The sequence below is a fragment of the Synechococcus sp. BMK-MC-1 genome (assembly GCF_014279955.1).
Lineage (GTDB): Bacteria > Cyanobacteriota > Cyanobacteriia > PCC-6307 > Cyanobiaceae > Synechococcus_C.
Genome location: NZ_CP047939.1, coordinates 1,618,706 through 1,636,728 on the forward strand (window position 1 = coordinate 1,618,706; position 18,023 = coordinate 1,636,728).

25 protein-coding genes, 1 tRNA gene and 1 pseudogene are annotated in these 18,023 nt (G+C 56.1%); 13 read left to right on the forward strand and 14 right to left on the reverse strand.

The annotated features are described in order from the left end of the window. The first annotated feature begins 21 nt into the window (after positions 1–21). From SynBMKMC1_RS09070 to SynBMKMC1_RS09080, 4 genes are read left to right on the forward strand one after another with little or no spacing between them, the layout of a single operon-like run. Positions 22–660, forward strand: coding sequence for a secondary thiamine-phosphate synthase enzyme YjbQ (locus SynBMKMC1_RS09070; protein ID WP_186471487.1), 639 nt, complete (start codon positions 22–24; stop codon positions 658–660). After that, entirely contained in the window at positions 657–1,928 is a 1,272-nt protein-coding gene (locus SynBMKMC1_RS09075; RefSeq protein ID WP_011933563.1) for an MFS transporter, read from the forward strand. The genes SynBMKMC1_RS09070 and SynBMKMC1_RS09075 overlap by 4 nt, the downstream gene beginning before the upstream one ends. A gap of 34 nt (positions 1,929–1,962) precedes the next feature. Next, entirely contained in the window at positions 1,963–2,085 is a 123-nt protein-coding gene (locus tag SynBMKMC1_RS14705) for a hypothetical protein (RefSeq protein ID WP_255486138.1), read from the forward strand. Continuing rightward, the gene (locus SynBMKMC1_RS09080) at positions 2,085–2,372 is read left to right on the forward strand and encodes a hypothetical protein (protein WP_186471488.1); all 288 of its coding nucleotides are present in this window, start codon (positions 2,085–2,087) and stop codon (positions 2,370–2,372) included. Before SynBMKMC1_RS14705 ends, SynBMKMC1_RS09080 begins: the two co-directional genes overlap by 1 nt. 108 nt (positions 2,373–2,480) lie before the next feature. Here the strand turns inward: SynBMKMC1_RS09080 and SynBMKMC1_RS09085 are convergent, their stop codons facing one another. Beyond that, positions 2,481–2,651, reverse strand: coding sequence for a hypothetical protein (locus SynBMKMC1_RS09085; protein ID WP_186471489.1), 171 nt, complete (start codon positions 2,649–2,651; stop codon positions 2,481–2,483). 116 nt (positions 2,652–2,767) lie between these two features. Between SynBMKMC1_RS09085 and SynBMKMC1_RS09090 the strand changes: the two genes are divergently transcribed. Together SynBMKMC1_RS09090 and SynBMKMC1_RS09095 are read left to right on the forward strand one after the other, a co-directional pair. Then, positions 2,768–2,920 carry a hypothetical protein gene (locus tag SynBMKMC1_RS09090; protein WP_186471490.1) on the forward strand — a complete coding sequence of 51 codons (153 nt, stop codon included), beginning with the start codon at positions 2,768–2,770 and terminating at the stop codon, positions 2,918–2,920. Between the two features lie 45 nt (positions 2,921–2,965). Further along, entirely contained in the window at positions 2,966–3,205 is a 240-nt protein-coding gene (locus SynBMKMC1_RS09095; protein WP_186471491.1) for a hypothetical protein, read from the forward strand. Positions 3,206–3,208: 3 nt separating this feature from the next. On the opposite strand, the gene SynBMKMC1_RS09100 is transcribed toward SynBMKMC1_RS09095, so the two are convergent. Beyond that, positions 3,209–3,727, reverse strand: a complete 519-nt coding sequence (locus SynBMKMC1_RS09100) for a hypothetical protein (RefSeq protein WP_186471492.1) — start codon at positions 3,725–3,727, stop codon at positions 3,209–3,211. Positions 3,728–4,314: 587 nt separating this feature from the next. After that, a complete protein-coding gene (locus SynBMKMC1_RS09105; protein WP_186471493.1) occupies positions 4,315–4,500 on the reverse strand; it encodes a hypothetical protein in 186 nt (61 codons plus the stop codon). Between the two features lie 239 nt (positions 4,501–4,739). Between SynBMKMC1_RS09105 and SynBMKMC1_RS09110 the strand changes: the two genes are divergently transcribed. Next, complete coding sequence (locus SynBMKMC1_RS09110; protein WP_186471494.1) at positions 4,740–5,330, forward strand: hypothetical protein; 591 nt, start codon at positions 4,740–4,742, stop codon at positions 5,328–5,330. Positions 5,331–6,533: 1,203 nt separating this feature from the next. Continuing rightward, positions 6,534–6,917, forward strand: coding sequence for a large conductance mechanosensitive channel protein MscL (gene mscL, locus SynBMKMC1_RS09115; RefSeq protein WP_186473407.1), 384 nt, complete (start codon positions 6,534–6,536; stop codon positions 6,915–6,917). Between the two features lie 869 nt (positions 6,918–7,786). On the opposite strand, the gene SynBMKMC1_RS09120 is transcribed toward mscL, so the two are convergent. Next, entirely contained in the window at positions 7,787–8,110 is a 324-nt protein-coding gene (locus SynBMKMC1_RS09120; protein WP_186471495.1) for a hypothetical protein, read from the reverse strand. 485 nt (positions 8,111–8,595) lie between these two features. Between SynBMKMC1_RS09120 and SynBMKMC1_RS09125 the strand changes: the two genes are divergently transcribed. Both SynBMKMC1_RS09125 and SynBMKMC1_RS09130 read left to right on the forward strand, forming a co-directional pair. Next, on the forward strand, positions 8,596–9,831 hold the full coding sequence (locus SynBMKMC1_RS09125; protein ID WP_186471496.1) for a hypothetical protein: 1,236 nt from the start codon (positions 8,596–8,598) through the stop codon (positions 9,829–9,831). 132 nt (positions 9,832–9,963) lie between these two features. Continuing rightward, a pseudogene (locus SynBMKMC1_RS09130) lies at positions 9,964–11,048 on the forward strand (IS3 family transposase). Positions 11,049–11,788: 740 nt separating this feature from the next. Here SynBMKMC1_RS09130 and SynBMKMC1_RS14540 read toward each other — a convergent pair. Genes SynBMKMC1_RS14540 through SynBMKMC1_RS14550 form a run of 3 tightly spaced genes read right to left on the reverse strand, consistent with a single transcriptional unit; the run spans position 11,789 to position 12,960 of the window. Further along, complete coding sequence (locus tag SynBMKMC1_RS14540; RefSeq protein WP_222930354.1) at positions 11,789–12,373, reverse strand: IS3 family transposase; 585 nt, start codon at positions 12,371–12,373, stop codon at positions 11,789–11,791. A gap of 19 nt (positions 12,374–12,392) precedes the next feature. Further along, on the reverse strand, positions 12,393–12,797 hold the full coding sequence (locus SynBMKMC1_RS14545; RefSeq protein ID WP_222930355.1) for an IS3 family transposase: 405 nt from the start codon (positions 12,795–12,797) through the stop codon (positions 12,393–12,395). 16 nt (positions 12,798–12,813) lie between these two features. Further along, a complete protein-coding gene (locus SynBMKMC1_RS14550; protein ID WP_222930356.1) occupies positions 12,814–12,960 on the reverse strand; it encodes a transposase in 147 nt (48 codons plus the stop codon). A 302-nt stretch (positions 12,961–13,262) separates the two neighbouring features. Here SynBMKMC1_RS14550 and SynBMKMC1_RS09140 point away from each other — a divergent pair, with 302 nt between their 5' ends. Together SynBMKMC1_RS09140 and SynBMKMC1_RS09145 are read left to right on the forward strand one after the other, a co-directional pair. After that, on the forward strand, positions 13,263–13,805 hold the full coding sequence (locus SynBMKMC1_RS09140) for a hypothetical protein (RefSeq protein WP_186471497.1): 543 nt from the start codon (positions 13,263–13,265) through the stop codon (positions 13,803–13,805). A 499-nt stretch (positions 13,806–14,304) separates the two neighbouring features. Further along, a complete protein-coding gene (locus SynBMKMC1_RS09145) occupies positions 14,305–14,913 on the forward strand; it encodes a hypothetical protein (protein WP_186471498.1) in 609 nt (202 codons plus the stop codon). 63 nt (positions 14,914–14,976) lie between these two features. Here the strand turns inward: SynBMKMC1_RS09145 and SynBMKMC1_RS09150 are convergent, their stop codons facing one another. After that, entirely contained in the window at positions 14,977–15,225 is a 249-nt protein-coding gene (locus SynBMKMC1_RS09150) for a hypothetical protein (RefSeq protein ID WP_186471499.1), read from the reverse strand. Between the two features lie 4 nt (positions 15,226–15,229). After that, positions 15,230–15,799, reverse strand: coding sequence for a site-specific integrase (locus SynBMKMC1_RS09155; RefSeq protein WP_186471500.1), 570 nt, complete (start codon positions 15,797–15,799; stop codon positions 15,230–15,232). 195 nt (positions 15,800–15,994) lie between these two features. On the opposite strand from SynBMKMC1_RS09155, the gene SynBMKMC1_RS09160 reads away from it, so the two are divergent. Beyond that, positions 15,995–16,159 (forward strand): hypothetical protein, encoded by a 165-nt coding sequence (locus tag SynBMKMC1_RS09160; RefSeq protein WP_186471501.1) that lies wholly within the window; start codon positions 15,995–15,997, stop codon positions 16,157–16,159. Between the two features lie 190 nt (positions 16,160–16,349). Here the strand turns inward: SynBMKMC1_RS09160 and SynBMKMC1_RS09165 are convergent. The 5 genes from SynBMKMC1_RS09165 to SynBMKMC1_RS09185 all read right to left on the reverse strand — a co-directional run bounded on the left by SynBMKMC1_RS09165 (position 16,350) and on the right by SynBMKMC1_RS09185 (position 18,012). Further along, a tRNA-Ala gene (locus SynBMKMC1_RS09165) sits at positions 16,350–16,422 on the reverse strand. A 75-nt stretch (positions 16,423–16,497) separates the two neighbouring features. Continuing rightward, complete coding sequence (gene lexA, locus SynBMKMC1_RS09170; protein WP_011933578.1) at positions 16,498–17,121, reverse strand: transcriptional repressor LexA; 624 nt, start codon at positions 17,119–17,121, stop codon at positions 16,498–16,500. Positions 17,122–17,174: 53 nt separating this feature from the next. Continuing rightward, the gene (locus SynBMKMC1_RS09175) at positions 17,175–17,609 is read right to left on the reverse strand and encodes a hypothetical protein (protein ID WP_255486143.1); all 435 of its coding nucleotides are present in this window, start codon (positions 17,607–17,609) and stop codon (positions 17,175–17,177) included. A gap of 2 nt (positions 17,610–17,611) precedes the next feature. Continuing rightward, positions 17,612–17,869 (reverse strand): hypothetical protein, encoded by a 258-nt coding sequence (locus SynBMKMC1_RS09180; protein ID WP_186471502.1) that lies wholly within the window; start codon positions 17,867–17,869, stop codon positions 17,612–17,614. Beyond that, entirely contained in the window at positions 17,866–18,012 is a 147-nt protein-coding gene (locus SynBMKMC1_RS09185) for a hypothetical protein (protein ID WP_186471503.1), read from the reverse strand. The genes SynBMKMC1_RS09180 and SynBMKMC1_RS09185 overlap by 4 nt, the downstream gene beginning before the upstream one ends. Between the last annotated feature and the right edge of the window lie 11 nt (positions 18,013–18,023).

The window sequence follows — 18,023 nt, forward strand, 5'->3', positions numbered from 1 at the left end:
AAGAACCGGAACAGAACGTCAATGGCGCTGGATCAAGCGCTCAGCCGACTGGAGATCCAAACCCAAGGTTCGGGCTTCACCCGCATCGATGGGTCGCTAAGCGAATGGATCCGCAGCACCCGGATGCAATGCGGCGTTGTGCATCTCAGTTGTCTGCACACCAGTTGCAGCCTCACCATCAATGAAAACGCCGACCCGCGGGTGCTGCTGGATCTCGCGGCCTGGATGGACGCGATCGTTCCCCAGGATGGCGCAGGACCTCTTGACGCCGACGGCCAACGTCGACGTTACCTGCATGACGACGAAGGCAACGACGACATGCCGGCCCACATCCGCACCGCGCTCACCCAGCAAACCCTGAGCCTGAGTGTGGAGAACGGCCAACTGCTGCTCGGAACCTGGCAGGCCGTGTATCTCTGGGAACACCGCTCGGCACCGCACCGGCGCACGATCGCCTGCCACCTCATCGGCGAGATGCAAACCAACGTGAGAGCCGTTGCCGACACCAGCACCAACCTGCAACGGCGTAACGGCGAAAAGCTGAATGAATTGGTGCAGGCCAAACACGTCCCGGAAGCCTGGGCGGAAGACGGCGGCGTGGACACTGACGTGGACCTGCTGATCGACCGCTTGCACGACATCGCCGACGACCCGCAATGACGACAACGAAGCCGACAGCCAACGCCACCCGCGTGCTCCTGGCCGGCCTGATCGGCAACGTGATGGAGTGGTACGACTTCGCGGTATACGGCTACTTCGCCACGGTGATCGGCCGTGAGTTCTTCCCATCCAGCGACCCTGCCAGCTCTTTGATCGGAGCCTTTGGTGCCTTTGCCGCAGGCTTTCTGGTGCGTCCCCTGGGCGGTGTGGTGTTCGGCCGCATCGGCGACCTGTTCGGTCGTCGCCGCGCCCTCAGCCTCTCGGTGATGGCGATGGCGATCCCAACGGTGCTGATGGGCGTGCTGCCAACCCATCAACAGATCGGTGTGGCGGCACCGATTGCCGTGGTGGTGCTGCGGTTGATCCAAGGGCTGTCCGTTGGCGGCGAATACACCAGCTCGATCATCTTCCTGAGCGAACAGGCACCCCAACGCCAGCGGGGGTTCTACGCGATCTGGGGCCTGTGGGGCTCCGTGCTGGGCATGCTGCTGGGATCGGGCTTCGGGGACTTACTCGCCCACACCCTGACCCCCGATCAGTTGGGGAGTTGGGGTTGGCGATTGCCCTTCCTGCTGGGGGCACTCGTGGCCTTCACCGGCATAGTGATTCGCCAGGGAATCGGTGCTGAGGTGATCGAACCGCAGGTGAAGGCACCGGTGCGGGAGACATTCGGACGGTACCGATTGCAGGTGTTGCAGGTGATGGCCCTGAACATCGCCAGCAGCGTGGGCTACTACGCCGCCTTCGTGTATGCCGTGAGCTATCTGGAAGACATCGACAAGCTCAGCGACGCCACGGCACTGAGCCTTAACACCGGCGTTCTTGGCGTCTTGCTTCTGCTCTACCCGATCGCAGCCTGGCTGTCGGATCGCATCGGGCGCAAACCGATGCTGATCAGCGGATCGGCCTTGATGTGTTTCGGTGCCCTGTCGTTTTTTGATCTGATGCACAGCGGGGATCCGCAGCTGGTGCTGCGCGGAGAACTCGGCCTCACCGTGGCGGTCGCCCTGCTCGCTGGCGGCAAGAATCCAGCCAACGTGGAACTGATGCCCGCCGCCGTGCGCTGCACCGGTCTGGCCGTGGCCTTCAACCTTGCCGAGGGTTATTTCGGAGGCACCACGCCCTTGATCTCCACTTGGTTGATCAGCCGCACCGGCAATCCCCTGCTGCCAGGCGCCTGGGTTGCGCTGGCAGGGCTGATCACCTTGATCACAGCAGTGTTCTTCACCCGCGAAACAGCATTCCGGCCCCTGGAGGGGACACGTTGAAAAGAGCCTGCTAGAAGAAAGCTATCCGTGGTTAGTGGCCATGAACCCCGATGGTGAGATCTGGCCGGTGGTGTTGGTGGCGGCGAGCGTGGTGGTGCTCTGGGTGATTCTCTCGGTCACCAGCAGCGGCACGTTTGAAGTGGTGGGTGCCGGCTGATGTGCCTTCTAGCTGCACTGGGATTGCTTGCGCCAAGGCTGATCCTGATTCTGCTGTGGGTATTCAGTCCGCTGTTTGTGCTCGCACCGTTCGCAGATCTGCCGATCCCCAACCCGATTCTTCCCCTACTGGGTGTGTTGTTTCTCCCCACCACAACCCTAGGTGTGTGCTTTGCGCAGGCCTCATTCGGAGGACTGGGCAGCTTCAGTGGCCTGCTGGTGGTGGCCATCGGCTTGGTGATCGATGCCGGCTTGATCGGCAACGGTCGGGGATTGGCCAAACGCTGAGCGAGCTCAGTTCGACCCCTGCCCGTCATCCATTGAGCGTCGCACCAGAAACTGCGTCAGCGACAACATGGCGATCAAGGCACCGGCAGCAAACAGAAGGGTCAAGGCTTAGGAACGCTCACGCATGAGTTGATTCAAGCGTGAGCGCATGCGCATGAATTGGGAACGCTCCCGTTCTTTGCGATCCACCCGACGCGATGACACCCACAACACCGTGCCTGTGGAGGCCAGGCCCACGGCAAACAGAGCGAGGGAAACGGCATCGGGATGATCGAGCACCGATCGTTCAGATATCAGACCATCAGCCTTGCATGAACATCTGGCGAATGGCGGTGAATACTCATTGACGAAAACGCCTTGGATTTGAAGGGTGTGCACAGTGATCGTGATCACCCATGGCGACAACGAACACGGGGCCGCGCAATGCCGGCTTGAAACCAAGTAGCAAGCCAGCTCGAAGAGCACAACAGGAGTACATCGAAGCCTGGATGCGCGACGACGACATCCAGCGACGCGAGCGCCTCCATCACATCGAGTACGACTGCTGATCAACAGCTACCCAAAGTCGCCAATCGCATAAAGGTTCATCTCCCATGCTCAAGCTCCAACGAATCCTTCCCTTTTTTTCAGTCTTTTTTCTGGCTTGCACAACAGCACGCACTGCCCACGCGGGATCAGCCACAGTCCAATCGGTGGATCAGGATGTGGCCATCAATCGCGCCATGGGCAAGGTTCCGGAGGGGAAAACAGTGACGGACACCTCCTGCCAAGACACTCAGGCCGGAGGGATCGGTGGAGAAACGCTGTACCGATGCACGGTGACCTGGGAGTAAAGGTCAAGAGGAAGAGTCGCTGATCCAGTGGAGTTGGTGCGATTCACAACTGCCTGTGCGCGCCAAAACAAGCATGGGAACGCTCATCACACCGCGCACAAACCGCTCCCGATACGCCCCCACAAGCTCTCGGTATCGGCTGGCAGTCCAGCCATGGTGATGACACTCCTGGCTTTGCCAGTAGTCGTGCAGAGCTCGCTGGCAGTCCTCCATGCCGAAGTCATGCCAGCAGAGCTGCTGTGCAACCAGCGGGTTCACACCATCGGCCAAAAGCCGGCGGTAGTGCATCAGCTCTGGAGCCTCCTCACGAGCATCGGGGGGAAGGACCGTTTGCAGCTGCCGAAGGGGGATGCGGTCGAGACGCAGCCAGCAGCGATCTCTCAAAAGCACAGGGAAACTCCATGACCACTCCGTCGCAGCTCGTCTCTCAGCCAGCACTGCTTGAAGGCCAAGTGCCTGAGCCTCCGTGAGACCGGCCAAGGGATTCTCCGGTGTCGTGCGTCGCCTCAAGCGTGAAGGCATGGTTGGAATGCAGTCGCCCTTGCGCTGTGGACCACAGCCCAGTGTGCTCCCAGGTCGCCGCAACCGTTAAGGGTTCGTTGGCAACAGCACGGCAAACCAGCGAGACGTGCCATTTGTCATGGTCACGGGGCAGGTGCGCACAACTTGAGCACAAACCACAATGGACTAACTTTCTACCCAGACTTGTGAACCTTGCTTCGCAAGAATGAAAGCCTTGCTCGCTATTGCACTCTCCCTCATATCCTTCGCACTAACCATGACCACACGAGTGAAGGATTCAAATGCATACACGACACACGTCGGCATGCGAGTCCCCCCGATGGAGACCAAGTGCATGAAAACAGGACAGTTTCAAACCGATGAGGGCAAGCTGCTAAAGGTTTTTCAGTGCCCGACACGAGCAGCCTAGATTGACAAGAGTCCCACCGAAAAACAAAGTCCAAAAAACACGAATCAAAAGGATGCGCTCAAAGAAAATGAGCTTTTGCAATGAATTTGCACTTTCGAAGCATGCCCAAGAATGGCAAAAAACTTAAATCATCCGGCATACATTTCGCGTCGGCATCCACACTTACTGGAGGCTAAGACTAGGCAGCAAAGACTGACATATCGCAATCATCATCAGCAGACAGGTCAGCAAACAACTGCTGTTCACCGACAGTATCGAGCTTGTAAAGAGCCATTGAGGCCTCATCCCAGCGACCGCCCTCAACCGCATCAATAAATTGCTGCATAACGAGCAAAGAAATCACGTCTCGGTCGATTGCTTGCATGGCCAGTTATCTGGTGACTGCGCCACTTTAACGATGACGCAAAAAAGAAGCCACAAGCAAACCGAAAGAAAATGGGCAAAACAAAGAGGTATAAAAACTACGCAAAACATACAACAGACAATGAATTCACCGGAATACGAACAAAGACCAAGCCAGTAGCAGCATGAAACAACTGCCACGGAAGCTTGACACATCTTGAACAAGGCAGCGAGTAAACTGTCTGAACTGATCTTGAGGTCATGAATTTAAAGCTTGCTGTGTTGAGCCTTCTTTGCTGCAGTACGACCACCAATAATCTTCTAGCTAATGAACTCAATGTGGCCTATCAATGCTTTGAGCGTGCAACCAACAAACCGGTGGCTGCAAGCAGCGTCGACTTAAGCACAGAAGAAGTGAGTTGCAAAAAAATCTCGGAGGAAAACGTCGACACGAAGGCTATAGAGCCAAAGGAGACCAGAAATGCAACAAACTATAAGAAAGAGCCGTGGGAAGACTTAGCGAAACAAACCCAAGAACAGGTCAATGTGTATCCACGCAACAATCCACTGGCAGCTCGCCGTGCCATTAATCTGGCTCGCGGATCCGTCATATCGTTCAACGGTGGTTTGAGAATTTACAGGCCAGGATTATGCATGTTTACGAGTGCAGTGGATAACCCATGCCTTACGCACGCCAGTGTTGAAGGATTCCAATTTCAAGTACCAGGCGGAGAGCCAGGATGGGAACAAATGAATCAAGAGCCAAAAACGATCACAAGAGTTTGGATCTCGGGTGATGGCAGAAGCATTTTAAACACGAGCACTATCACAAAAAAACAAGTCAATGAATAGTTCACGATACAGCGGGCATTAACTCAAAAAGCCAAGACAATCAGAAACAACAATCACATACTTTTACTACTCAGACTTGTCATACAGAAAAAGATCTAAATCAAAGTCTTCTCGCTCAAGCTTTAGCAAAGCAATGACCCAACCTTGTGCTGCGTCATACTCTAACCAGTCAATCATCTCTTGCTCGGCCTGAGTCTGCGGAGACCAGAGAGGTGGGGTGTAATCCGACATATTAGTAACCATTAGTGGTTCATTTCAAGGGTAACGAGAAAGAATCAATCACTACATTTAAACTAGAGACGATCGCTTTTGGAACAATCCGCGCACTAGCCAGACAAATTCATTATTACGACATAACAACTAAAAACTGTTGAAAACATGATGCACTCAACAGCATCCCTTCATGACTTTATTGGAGACCGATCATCGAGTAGTCGAAAAATTCAAAAGCGTCAACCTCAGACTCGAGTAATCTGCGGTACTCTTCAATCCATATCTGAATCTCGGTTGCGGCAACAAGAAGCTCGCCATACTCGAGATTAAAATCTTCTGAAGTCGACATGACAATCAGCTTTGTAGTCAGATTGTGACAACACCTAAAAAGACAGACGAAGACGCGAGCAAAACTGCGCTTATCACACAATGCGCAGCCAAAACCAGACAAAATCAAAACGAACAGCATAAGTTAATGGGCATACATCTAAAAAACAGCTAAACGACAGCATATAAAGCGCTGAAAACAACTCTTACAAAACAAAGAGTCCACGAGCGCATAAAAAAGTTGTAGATGATGAGTTTCCATCAAGCTACTATTTAGCAGAGGCTAGAATCCAATCAAAGGCAACGATGTCTAAAAACCAACAGAATTCCTTGAACTCATTGGTAGTGGCGCTTTTAGCGGTCGCTGTTATCATACTTGCAATCAAAGAGCCACGATGCGAAGAGACACCATCAAAAGATAGCGGTCCAATTCAGCAGAAAGACGAGAGGGTTAGACAACGCAGTACCCAACGCGAGTTACGAAAGTTTTGAACCAATCATTTTTTCAAACTCTGGTCAATAACAAGCGGCCTGCATAGGCACAATCGCAAAATTTTCTTTCATAGCTAAAAAAGAAGCAAGCCAAAGCGCTTTAAACTATGAAATATTACGCAAAAAAATATGGCTATTGCTATCTATAGAGCAACTCGTCACGATTTTTCGATGACAAAATCAATCCCCCTTTTCATCGCTTTCAAGGAATTTATCAGCAAAGGAAATGTTGTTGATCTGGCAATCGCAGTCATTGTTGCAGGCGCTTTTAAGGAAGTGGTCAATTCTGTTGTGACATTGATCATGACGAATGCATTAGAGCCGGCACTAGAAAAAGCGAATGTCTCTTCCATCGCTGAGCTCCCTGCCGGTCTGGTCCTTGTGGCTATCATCAATTTTATTGCGATTGCATTCGTTTGCTTCATTATCGTCCAAGCCATTGAAACTGCCAATCGCAAAAAGAAATCGGTGGAACCAGCCAAACCCGATCCTCAAGCACAACTAGCGTCTGCTATGACACATCTGACAGAGGTCATTGAAAGCAAAACCCTATAAGGCATGACGGGACTTGAACCGTCAATGAAAGCTTGATCGCAACCGTCAAAGCCGCAAAGGCAACACAAAACACAACTGCTACCAAAGGGTGACACTCAGCCCCTTGATCCATCTATTGACAAGACTCGTCGCCGGACCAATCAAGCAGCGCTATTGAAGAGATTCATGAGCTGATAACCTGCAAAGGTTTTTAACGCCAGAAGCAAGAAAACCAATCAGTGTCACCATCCATTCTTATGTTGCAATTAAAGCAGACTGAGAAGATAAGTTTCGGAAGGTTTGTGATCAATTCAACGCAATAAAATCCCAGGCAATAGGCTACCTGAATGAAATATTTTCGTTGACCAGAACAACATCTTTTTTGCCGAGAAGCCTCTGTAGTCGCTCAAGCAGCACGTTTTCACCTCAATCACATGGCAGACAAAAGCCAGTTGGGCAAGCAGGCAACGCCGCCATCTGCTCACCATTGTCTTTGACTCTTCTCACTGAATATTAACAATTCCAGTAGATGTTTTGACCAATATCCTTGTCAGAGATTGATCGTGTCGTGACAAGTGCATTGAAAGGGTTCGATCACACCAAATCCAGCTCAATGACTTTTCCTATGATGTTGATGCATCTGGTTGCTGTCAGCGTCATTGCTCCATGCCTGATAGCAGTTGGTCTCAGCCAAAAAGTGCATCGATGGCCTCCTAACGCTTCTGCATTCAAGCTTTGGTGAGCCTGCCGCTCTGCTAACGAGAAAGCAAGATAAAAAGGGTCTGATTGAAGTTGCGACTGCCTTTGTCGATCTCAGCGAATGGCCTGGAATAGTGATCCTTAGCTTTGACCTTCAGGGTGACTGAGCTTAGTGTTCATGTTCACCATCCTCAGGGTTTGGGCTTCCGACCGGATTGGTAGATGGTCAGGGTGTATTGGCCATCTCGGTAGAAGCGAAGGAAATCTTCTGTGGCCTGGCGCCTGAAGGTCTTGCCCTGCTCGGCGTAGGGGAACTTGAAAGCCCAGCGATTGGAATCGATATAGGCATTGCCTTGGAACTGGGAGAAATCGCAGCGGAATTCTTCAGTAGGGATGGAGGTATCAGCGCGGCTGAGTTCGCAGAGGGCGTCTTTGACTGTGTCGGCCTGAGCCGGCGTGTGCAGAACCATCAGGGCCAATGCTGCGGCTGCGGTGGTGACTGTGGTGCTGATCATGGGTGAGTGGGGCAATGGTGCGGGAAATTAGCGGTTGTTGTGTCATTGGATTGGTGCGGCCAGACACCAGCTGTGCTTGCAAGGCATCAAAGTTGTTGGCACACAGGGCCAGCACCAGCTCAATGAGCTTGCTCCCGCCTCGATGGTCTGGTCGAGCCTGGTGAGCGAAAAAGAGAGCAAACCATCAAGGGAAATAATCCTTTTGCTCTCAACTTGCTCCACCTGGGGTGTTGGGGTGTCCCACTGGCTGAAAACCGAGTGGAGCCAAGGAGACTCGAACTCCTGACCCCCTGCCATGCCATGCAGTCTTTTTAATCACTGAGACTGACTGCGATATCTAGAAAAAGCCCAGTCACACTAGCGATTCTCAAGGAACACCGCACAACTTGCGACAGCATGCTGGGGCAAGCAAGGGCAGAAAACACACTTGCGAAACACACTCATGACCGGCAAGCTCTGACCACCTGCAAAACCAGAAGGGGTTCATGGCGAAGGCGGCTCCGTGGCTGAAGAATCTGCGCTCCGTCGTTCGACGCAGCAATGGTCCTGGCTGGGTGCTGGAGGACCAGTACGGGCGCTTCAAAATTCAGAAAATTGAAGGGACGCGGCGCTCTGCCAGACGGCCGTCGATATCGACACCGTTACCCTTCGCACCCAGCAGCTCCGATGCCGTCACCGCACTAGTGAAAAAGCTGCGGGAAACAATGGCCGACCAAAACATCGGCCTCAAGGACGCCTATCAGCTGATTTCAGATAGTCCTGAGCTGACTGGTGAAGCCACCAACTGGAATGTGGTGGCGGATCGATACCGCAGCTTCCGGGTTGATTCTGGGACCGTGTCGGAGTCGAACTACAACACGAACGAGGCATACCGCATCAGGCGTGCCGTCGACCTCATAACGGCTCGCGCTGGTGCTGCGCATGATGCTGGCGCGCTGCTTCGCCTGTATACCGAACACCACCTCAGCACTGTTGCACCAGGGTCATCAGGCCGTAAACGCAACCTGCTGGATATCTGCCGCTTCCTGCGTTTTGCGGTGAAACGATGCGCCGCCGACAAGCTTTGGCTGCCTCCTGATGAGGAGGAGGTGAGACTCCTCATTGGTGTCCGGACAACGGCGAAGGAAGACACACCACCAGTGAAGCCAGAGGCACTGGTCAGGCTGCTGGACAGCCTTGAGGGCAATCCTGAACTGCACTTAGCCGTTGGGCTGGTTGCCTTCTATGGATTGCGTCCTGCTGAGTTGATGGTGTTGAGCTACGAGGACGGCAAGCTCAAGGTCGGCAACACAAAGCGGAACAGCAGAACAGCGGCAACACCTAAGAAGCCCCGAACCGCTCGTGCCCTCAACCTGAAAGAGCTACCCGGTGAAGGTGAACGCCTGGTGCAGCTGTGGCACAGCGGACTTGTAAAACTGCCGACCAGCATCCGCAACGCCAAAAATTTCAAGGACTGCGGCGCAGCCTTTGGCCAATACCTCGATCGGCATCCCTACTGGGGCGAAGTTCTCAAGGCAGAGGTCACAGGATTGAAGCCCTACAGCCTTCGTCATGGCTTCGCTTGGCGCAGTGCTCTCTACACGCCGATCGCCATCCGTACGGCAGCAAGGCTGATGGGCCATGACGTTCGCACTCATATGAAGCACTACGGCCAGTGGATCGACGACCAGGACATGGAAAAGGAGGTTGATGCAGCCAACATGGCCATGGCAATCAACTAATTAGTCAACTTAAAAAGTCAATCAGTAAAGTTTGTCTTTTGACTTCATCTAATTACTTTGACGTGGCCCCTGGAAATTGGTCCAGGGTGAATGAGAGTCCTCATCCGGCCAGACTGGGCCGGGGACTTCACCATGAAACGCATCCGCCACACAGCCGAGCAGATCATCCGCAAGCTCAAGATCGCTGAGCAGTTGATCGCCCAGGGCAAGACCGTCGCCGACGTCTGCCGCGCCATTGAGGTCACCCAGCCGACCTACCACCGCTGGAAACAGCAGTACGGCGGCATGCAGGCTGAGGAAGCCAAACGGCTGACTCAGCTGGAGAAGGAGAACGCCCGTCTCTAGCCGAAGGCTTCTCCGAAGGAGTAGAAGCTTCTGGCCGAGGCTGAGCTGGAGAAGGCAATGCTCAAGGAGTTAGCCGAGGTAAACTTCTGAGCCCGGATCGACGCCGCAGGGCTGTTGAGGCCCTGCGCGCCATGTTCCGGGTATCTGAGCGGTTCGCCTGCAGGGTGGTGGGTCAACACCGCAGCACTCAGCGACATGCCACCAAGGTTGTCGACATTGAGGAGGCCAAGCTGCGGCGGCGCCTCCGGGAGATCGCGGCCGAGCACATCCGCTGGGGCCTGCGGATGGCGTATCGCCTGCTCAGGCGGGAAGGCTGGCTGGTGAACCACAAGCGGGTGCACCGCCTCTGGCGAGAGGAAGGGCTGCAACGCCCGACTCCCCGCAGACAGAAGCGGGCCAGGCCTACCGATGGCTCAGTGCATCGTCACCAAGCCGAACACCCCCACCAGATCTGGGCCATGGATTTCCAGTTCGACGCCACCGCTGACGGCCGCCGGCTCAAATTTCTCAACGTGATCGACGAGCACAGTCGTCTATGCCTGGCGATCCGTGTCGGCCGGCGCTGCAAGGCCAAGGACGTGGTGGCGGTGCTGGAGGAGCTCACCAGCCTCTACCCCGCACCGACATACATCCGCAGCGACAACGGTCCTGAGTTCAACTGCTTCGCAGAAGCCTTGCGGCTACGCTCACGCCCTCAGGAAGTGGTGCCAGAGCAGCGGCACTAGCACCGCCTACATCGAACCAGGAGCACCGTGGCAGAAGCCCAGGGCTTGGCCAATCGCTGGCGCTGGGAGTACAACACACTCAGGCCTCATTCGGCCCTCCAGGGGCGTACGCCCCTGGAGGCAGCTCAACAAGGAGCTGCAGCATGATCACGACCACCCACTCTCATAAGCACTGGACCGATGAAGGGGGTCACGTCAGTTGTGCGTCGCCTCAAGCGTGCAGGCATGGTTTGAATTCAGCCGCCCTCAAGCTGTGAACCACAGCCCAGTGTGCTCCCAAACCGCCGCAATCGACCAGTTTTCCGCCCAGACTTTTGGACCTTGCATCGAAACAATGAGAGCCCTGGTTGCTTTTGCTCTCTCCCTCACAGTCCTCGTACTCACCCTGAGCACAGGCGTGAGGGGTTCGAATGCATACACAACACACATCGGCATGCGAGTCCCCCCGATCGAAGCCAAGTGCATCAAAACAGAACCGTTTCAAACCGATGAGGGCAAGCTGCTGAACGTTTATCGGTGCCCTCCTCGCGCAGCCTAGTTTGATGAGGAATCATGATTTGCCGAAAGTCAACGTTGCGAGCCATTTCTTCGGCGTAGGCATATCAGCCGCAATCTCACTCGTTGGCATTAACAACGCCCATTCAACGCCAGGTGAACAATGCAAAGGGACAAGGGGCATGACTGAATGCATCACCCCCTCCTCACCTGCAATGGAAAGTGAAGACATAGACGATGAACCATGCAGAATCTCAGAATAAGGAGGCTGGCATCAAGCGCTTCAGCCTCCCCGCTGTGACATCAACCGTTGCGCTGGATTGGCTCTCACCTCAATGTGATTGGCCGTCGACGCCCAGTTGGCAGCACGGCGGGTGTGAGGTGGATGGCTTTTATTGGACAGTTCTTGTCCCTGACATCGTTAACTCCGGGCGGGAGGAACAGGGTTCGATTTTAGTGTAGACCTCTTGGGGAGTTTTGCCTCCCAGAGAGCTGTGTGGCCTTACATGGCAGTACCTCCAAAGGAAGCGGGCCAGGTTGACTTCAGCCTCCCAGCCATCGTTGTAGGCATGCAGATACACCTCCTCATAGTTGAGGGTTCGCCACAATCTCTCCACCAGGATGTTGTCGTAGCAGCGCTTTCTACCTGACCAGCTGATCTTGATTGTCTCTTCCCGCAGCCTGGCCACGAAGTCAGAAGAGGTGAACTGGCATCCCTGATCAGAGTGGAAGATCTCCGGCTTACGGCCACCACTGAGGGCCATCTCCAATGCTTGCAGACAGAATTCCGTGTCAAGGCTGTTCGACAGCTTCCAGCTGAGTACGTTTCTGGAGAGCAGATCCACGATTGCCACCAGGTAGAGGAATCCTCTCTGCAGCGGGATGGTGGTGATATCGGTCGCCCAGATCTGGTCCGCTGCCCTGACTTGCTTGAGGTCCACCAGGCAGGGAAATCGCTCGGATGGCTCGCCTGGCACGGTGGTGCGGGGTTGTTGGTCAATCGCCTGTCAAACCTTGGCGGCGCATGAGCTTTCGCACCCGATCGCGGCTGATCGGGATGCCTTCTCTGGCCAGGTACTCGACCATCCGGCGGCTGCCACTGCACGGATCGTCCAGATAGAGAGCATCGATCCTGGCCATGATCCGCAGCGTCGATTCCCGCACCGGTGTCGGCCGGTAGTAATGCGTCGATCGGGGTAGGCCCAGCAGTGCACATTGGCGGCTGATGCTGAGCTCAGGGTGGTCTGGATCAACCAGCTTTCGCAGTTCACGGGCATCAGAGCAGCTGAGATTTTTTTTGAGCCACTCCAGTTCCATCTGGAGCTTGCCGATCTGCTGGAACAGCGCAGCTTCCTTGGCCTGGGCCTCCTCCTTGTCCTTGCTCTTCTTGCCTCGCGTCAACAGCTCACTGGCACCATCAGAGCAGCTGCTTCTTCCACTGGCTTACCTGAATGGGGTGGATCGCGTGATCCGCAGCGATCTCCTGGATTGTCTTGCGGCCACTGATCGCCTCCATGGCGACTCGAGCCTTGAATTCAGGACTGTGAGTGCGGCGCTTGCTCATGAGTGGGAGCCCCGTTTCAGGGGCGGTACCCCACCTCAGAGGTTAACGATGGGACCTGTCCAGAAAAACCAGACCAGCTCACTTGGCAGCGAGAGGCCTTTCTGAAACTGGATGCTGCTGCGCGCCATGACCAGGCTGGTATTTGTGTACCACTTTACTCCCCCCGGGCCGCCCGCTGCGGAGCGAGCTGGGTAATCGAGTCCCCGCAAGTGTTGACCATCTCCACGATCCAGGTGCTGAAGCGTCCCACGTACTTGACAATCAGGTTAAGTAGCAAAAGATGGGGGCACCCACCCAAAGGGTTGTCCTCTTCCATTTCTCAAATGAGATCACAATTGCTTTCCATTCGTTTTGGTACGTCAAAGCCTGTTCTCGTTCTCAGCTTTCTTCTTTGTTCGGTTTGTTCGGCTTTGCCTGCTCATGCTGAAATTGTCGGTGGCCCCAGTACTGTGCGCTACCGGGCCGGAGTGATTGCTTCGATCTGTACCATCACCGCGACAGATGGTGAACTTGGTGCTTCCACTAATCGCAGTGTGATCAGCTCCTCTGCTTCAGAGCTTTCCGGAGGCTTCTTTGGCAATCCAACGTTTGCCGCCATTGACGTGACCAGCAACATGGGTGCAACAGGAACATTGATTGCAACGACACCCACATTGACAGGGCCTACGGCGGCGACGACATCCCAGCTCCGGTTTCGCAATCTTTCCTTTGCTACCAACGCAACGGAGAATCTTGCGGCTGACGGAAGCCTGAAAACGACCCTGGACGTCAGGTTTGATGCTCCCGCTGGAGGGTTTAACAATGGTACTTACACTGCCACAGCTGTTGTAACTTGCAATCAGTAGTCAATTCTGCCGTGTTTCCATCATCCCCCGTGCGATTCCCTGCTGCTCTCATAGCCTCGGTGTGCACGAATTTATTCGTCTTTCCATCAGTCAGGGAAGCACGGGCTTTCTCTCTTTCGCCCATGACAATGGAAGCGGCTTCGGGAATCGTTCAGGTTGCGAACAAATCCAAGCGCTCTATTCAGGTTGATATCAATGTTTTTCCTGTCGTCATGGTCGATGGCAAGAAGACTGCGGCGTTAGAACCTTTACCGGAGAGCGAAATTCAGAGATTGATCCGGTTCAGACCGCATGGAGCTCGCGTGAGATCCAGTGCGACTCGCAACATTAAGTACACCATCCTAGACAAATCTGCGCCTTTCTACTTATGTGCCAGCACTCGACAAAACACCCTGCTGTTGCGCATCTGCTCTGCGCGGCAGGCGTTGCAGTAGCTGCAGTAGCGGTTTCGGCTTCCCCCGCTGCAGCTCAGATTTATCTAAATCCCCTTCAGCAGAACATGACCCGCTCGCGCGTCTCCATCGATATGGGTGACGGTCTGCGCTGCACATCGGATGGTGGATCGGTGCCTACTCTGTCCCTCTCGATGGGGGCTTATCCCGATCAATTTGGATCGGACAACACATTCTACGACCGCAGCACCGTAAGCCAGAGCTCGCTCCTTGGGCTTGTCAGTGTTCATGTGCCACTGAATGGTACTAGTCAGAAGTTTGACTGCAACGCCTTGTTGAAAGATGCCAAGATCCGCGCGAGGCTCGACAACCTCCGCGAGTTAGTGGATGAAAACATCATCTCTGACCAGCAATATCGCGCTGCTGTGCGCCAGCTCTACCAGCCGATTCTCGAGCCAACGCAGAACAAGGAGGATTCAACTGAGCTTTTAGGCGTCGGCAAGCGCGGGAGTCTGCGTGTCTCTGGGCGTGCCGAGCCGCCGCGCCGACTGACTGAGGTTGTGGCCACCTCTGGCGATGCTGAGCCTGTTGGCATCGCATCGGCCGAACCGGCGTCTTTGTCCTCTCCGCCCCCGTTGCCGCCATTGCCGGATGCAGTCACCACCCCTCCGCTCAATCGGATGAGGGATGCCCCTGCGATCGCTGCCAGTGAGTAAGCCCTGCGGCGTGGCAGCGGCGCTCACTCAATCCTGCTTCCTAGCGAATGCTAGGAACCCCTGTTAGGCCTCCTTATGCGGCTCCGCCTCGGCTGGCTGCTCACCGTTCTTCTCCAGCTCCGCAACCCGTCTCTCCAGTTCATCGAGTCGGTCCAGCACCGAGGCTTCTAGCTCTCGTGCAAAGAACTGCTCCAGCGCCTGGGCCACCAGAATGCCCGGAGGACAGTGCTGCGCGTCGGCGTGTTGCCGGAGCTGCTGGATCAGGTACTGATCGATCCGGACGTTGAGCTGTCCTTTCTTGCTCGTGCTCATGGCTTCAGGCTCCGATGGCGTCGAGCAGCTCGCTTTCACTCGCCTGAAGGTATTCGCCCAGGGAGCCAAGACTCCGGTGGCCGGTCAGAGCCTGGACCACATGCAGGGGGAGGCCGCGACCAACGGCATCCTGAGCCGCAGTGCGCCGGAAGGAATGCCGGCTCACCTCGCTGAGGCCGATCCGCTTACAGCTGACGCAGGGCTTTGTCGGCGGCCTGCCGGCTGAGCGGGCTGGTGGTGGTGTTCTGCCCCGGGAACAGCACACCTCGCTGGGCTTGGGCGCATGGCCGTGGATCGCGATCCAGGCTTGCCGGTAGGCGACAAGTTCGGCCTGGAGGCTCTGGCCTGGCGGCACCTGGCGGGTCGCCCGGGTTTTGGTGTTAGCGCGGCGATAGGTGATCTGGTTGCCGGCGACATCAGCCCAGGTGAGGCTGAGGGCTTCGTTGATCCGGGCTGCGCTCCAGCGCTGGATAGCCCAGAGGGCCCGGTAAGCCGAGGAAGGGGCGGCAGCAAGCAGGGCCTCGAATTGCTCCGGGGTGAGCGGAGCGGCTTTGCCATGGCGGTCGATCTTCACGGGGATTCCAGGCAGTAGCGCTAGTGAATGCTGGCAGGTGCTAGAGGTGGTGCGGTTGCGCTTTCGGCGGAAGAGCAACCGTTCAGTTCTGGCCTGGTTTGTTCCTGCTGCAATCTGGATCCGGCGCCTTCTTGATTCTCAATAATCGCCCCTTGTTGCGAGCGGCCTTGGTTGTTGGTGTGAGCCGTGGGCGGGGTGTCGAGGCTTCCGGGCTTTGGGCCCCAGTGGCCCCTGGCGGACTCTCTGGGGCCTGCTGGCCTCTGGTGCCACTCCAGGCTCTCTGGGCTTTTGCAAGGCCTTGTGGCCGATCTGATCGGCCTTGCGGCGTCTCCCGGCTTTCTGCCCCGCGCCTCGCTGTGAAGGTGGGCGTTTCTGGCCTGCCTTGTCAGGGGTGCCCCTGGATGGTTCGCCGTGGATCTGCGCCCAAAGCGCGCCTGCGGGGCTGGTGGCTGAAAAGTGCGCCCAAAAATGCGCCCGCGACCGTCTGAGGGTCCCTGGCGGTCTGACTTCCAGACACTAAAAAACCCCTCCTGGAGAGGGGTTTCACTCATGGAGCCAAGGAGACTCGAACTCCTGACCCCCTGCATGCCATGCAGGTGCTCTACCAGCTGAGCTATGGCCCCAATCCGCAAAGAAAGCCTTAGCCATCCCTACGTTGTGTCGAAGCTTACAACGCCACGAGGGCGAAGGGTTCCGCGCTACACCTGCCGCCACACGGCAGCCAGCTTTCCTTGCACCTGCACTTGATCAGCAGGCAGCTCGATCGGCTCATAGGCAGGATTGGCCGCCTCCAGCCGAACCACCGCACCATCACGGTGGAAATGTTTGAGGGTGGTTCCGCTGCCCGGCACCAATGCGCTCACGATCGTTCCTTCACGCAAGCGGGATGGCTCCGTGACGGGCTCCATCAGCACCACATCACCATCGGCGATGTGCGCATCCACCATCGAGTCACCGTTCACCGTGAGAGCAAACAACCCGCGGGTTTCCAGAACAGGAGCCAGGTCTAGCCGCTCCTGTACGTCATCAAAGGTTTCCACCAATCCACCAGCCGCGACAGCGCCCAGCACGGGAATGCCTGACGCCACACCCCCTAGCAACTGCAACGTGCGTGCCTGCCCCTCCTGCCAGGTGATCCATCCTTTTTGCTGAAGGTGACGCAACCGGCTCTGGACCGGCGCAGGCGAACGCAGGCCCATGGCCTGCATCATCTGACGGATCGAAGGGCTGTGGTGATGACTGCCGATGTAGTCAGCAAGCCATTCGTACAACTCCTGTTGAGCAGACGTGAGCGGCTCGGGGGATCCAGCGGGCACCGGCAATGCAAATGTTCGTCAATACATGTGTACCGGTGCGAAGCGAATCGCGCAAGGGCTCACCCAGGCGGCCGCAATGCACAGATCCACTGAACCTTGGCCGCGGTGCCATCCCGGCCCACGTAATCCACCCAAGCCCCCTGAGCAGACAAACGCTGCAAGCGTTGCTGGTTGCAGAGGGCACGCATCCGCACCAAACGAACCGTCCAGTTGTCGGCATCTTTTTTCTGGATCAATAACGCGCCATCAAATGCAACCCCCAGGCGCGTACGCGTGGGATCAGCGAGGTACTCCGCAGCGCGCAGCGCAGGGGTGTGCAATCCCTCCATGAACAGCCAGGGACGTGCTGGCAAGTCGCCGGACTGTGTGAGCTGCTCACGCGTTGCCGCCCACATCGGCGATTCCGTCTGGGGCTGCCAGGTTTCAGCTGGAGCTGGTGCGCCGAAGGCCAAAGCTGCCACCAGGGACGCAGCACCAACACGCAACATTGGCATCATCAAGGCACCTCTTGGTCTGGGGACGACTCGGTCCGTTGACGGATCAGCTCCGCCAGCATCTTGAGCTTGGCATTTTCCGACTCCGACGCCCGCGACGCCATCCAAGAGCTGGCAGCCTTGAGCTGGGCGAGCTGCTGAAGTAGCGAAAGGGCAGTTTCGCGCAGGGTTTCGAGGTCGTCGCACTCCCGAATGAAGCGGCCCCATTTCTCGGTTTCAAACGACTGTTCCAGGCCGCGCTCGAGGGGGTCGATGCTCACGGCTGCGACTCCATCTCCAGCATCGGATCAGGCTCTCCCTCACTGATCGCTTTCGCCCGACGGTAGAAGGCACTTTCGGTGTCACCGGAAGCCTCCATGGCCTCCATGATCCGCTTCCAGTTGTCCCGTTCCTGCTGGTCCATCACGAGCGCAG

What these genes read in the sequence shown, in the direction of transcription:
- SynBMKMC1_RS09110 (WP_186471494.1), top strand. Translation starts at nt 4,740, where the DNA reads ATGAATTTAAAGCTTGCTGTGTTGAGCCTTCTTTGCTGCAGTACGACC.
- SynBMKMC1_RS09080 (WP_186471488.1), top strand. Translation starts at nt 2,085, where the DNA reads ATGTGCCTTCTAGCTGCACTGGGATTGCTTGCGCCAAGGCTGATCCTG.
- SynBMKMC1_RS09145 (WP_186471498.1), top strand. Translation starts at nt 14,305, where the DNA reads ATGACCCGCTCGCGCGTCTCCATCGATATGGGTGACGGTCTGCGCTGC.
- SynBMKMC1_RS09175 (WP_255486143.1), bottom strand. Translation starts at nt 17,609, where the DNA reads ATGCCAATGTTGCGTGTTGGTGCTGCGTCCCTGGTGGCAGCTTTGGCC.
- SynBMKMC1_RS09125 (WP_186471496.1), top strand. Translation starts at nt 8,596, where the DNA reads ATGGCGAAGGCGGCTCCGTGGCTGAAGAATCTGCGCTCCGTCGTTCGA.
- SynBMKMC1_RS09105 (WP_186471493.1), bottom strand. Translation starts at nt 4,500, where the DNA reads ATGCAAGCAATCGACCGAGACGTGATTTCTTTGCTCGTTATGCAGCAA.
- mscL (WP_186473407.1), top strand. Translation starts at nt 6,534, where the DNA reads ATGACAAAATCAATCCCCCTTTTCATCGCTTTCAAGGAATTTATCAGC.
- SynBMKMC1_RS09075 (WP_011933563.1), top strand. Translation starts at nt 657, where the DNA reads ATGACGACAACGAAGCCGACAGCCAACGCCACCCGCGTGCTCCTGGCC.
- SynBMKMC1_RS09185 (WP_186471503.1), bottom strand. Translation starts at nt 18,012, where the DNA reads ATGGACCAGCAGGAACGGGACAACTGGAAGCGGATCATGGAGGCCATG.
- SynBMKMC1_RS09070 (WP_186471487.1), top strand. Translation starts at nt 22, where the DNA reads ATGGCGCTGGATCAAGCGCTCAGCCGACTGGAGATCCAAACCCAAGGT.
- SynBMKMC1_RS14550 (WP_222930356.1), bottom strand. Translation starts at nt 12,960, where the DNA reads ATGAGCAAGCGCCGCACTCACAGTCCTGAATTCAAGGCTCGAGTCGCC.
- SynBMKMC1_RS09100 (WP_186471492.1), bottom strand. Translation starts at nt 3,727, where the DNA reads ATGCCTTCACGCTTGAGGCGACGCACGACACCGGAGAATCCCTTGGCC.
- SynBMKMC1_RS09120 (WP_186471495.1), bottom strand. Translation starts at nt 8,110, where the DNA reads ATGATCAGCACCACAGTCACCACCGCAGCCGCAGCATTGGCCCTGATG.
- SynBMKMC1_RS09090 (WP_186471490.1), top strand. Translation starts at nt 2,768, where the DNA reads ATGGCGACAACGAACACGGGGCCGCGCAATGCCGGCTTGAAACCAAGT.
- SynBMKMC1_RS09095 (WP_186471491.1), top strand. Translation starts at nt 2,966, where the DNA reads ATGCTCAAGCTCCAACGAATCCTTCCCTTTTTTTCAGTCTTTTTTCTG.
- SynBMKMC1_RS09150 (WP_186471499.1), bottom strand. Translation starts at nt 15,225, where the DNA reads ATGAGCACGAGCAAGAAAGGACAGCTCAACGTCCGGATCGATCAGTAC.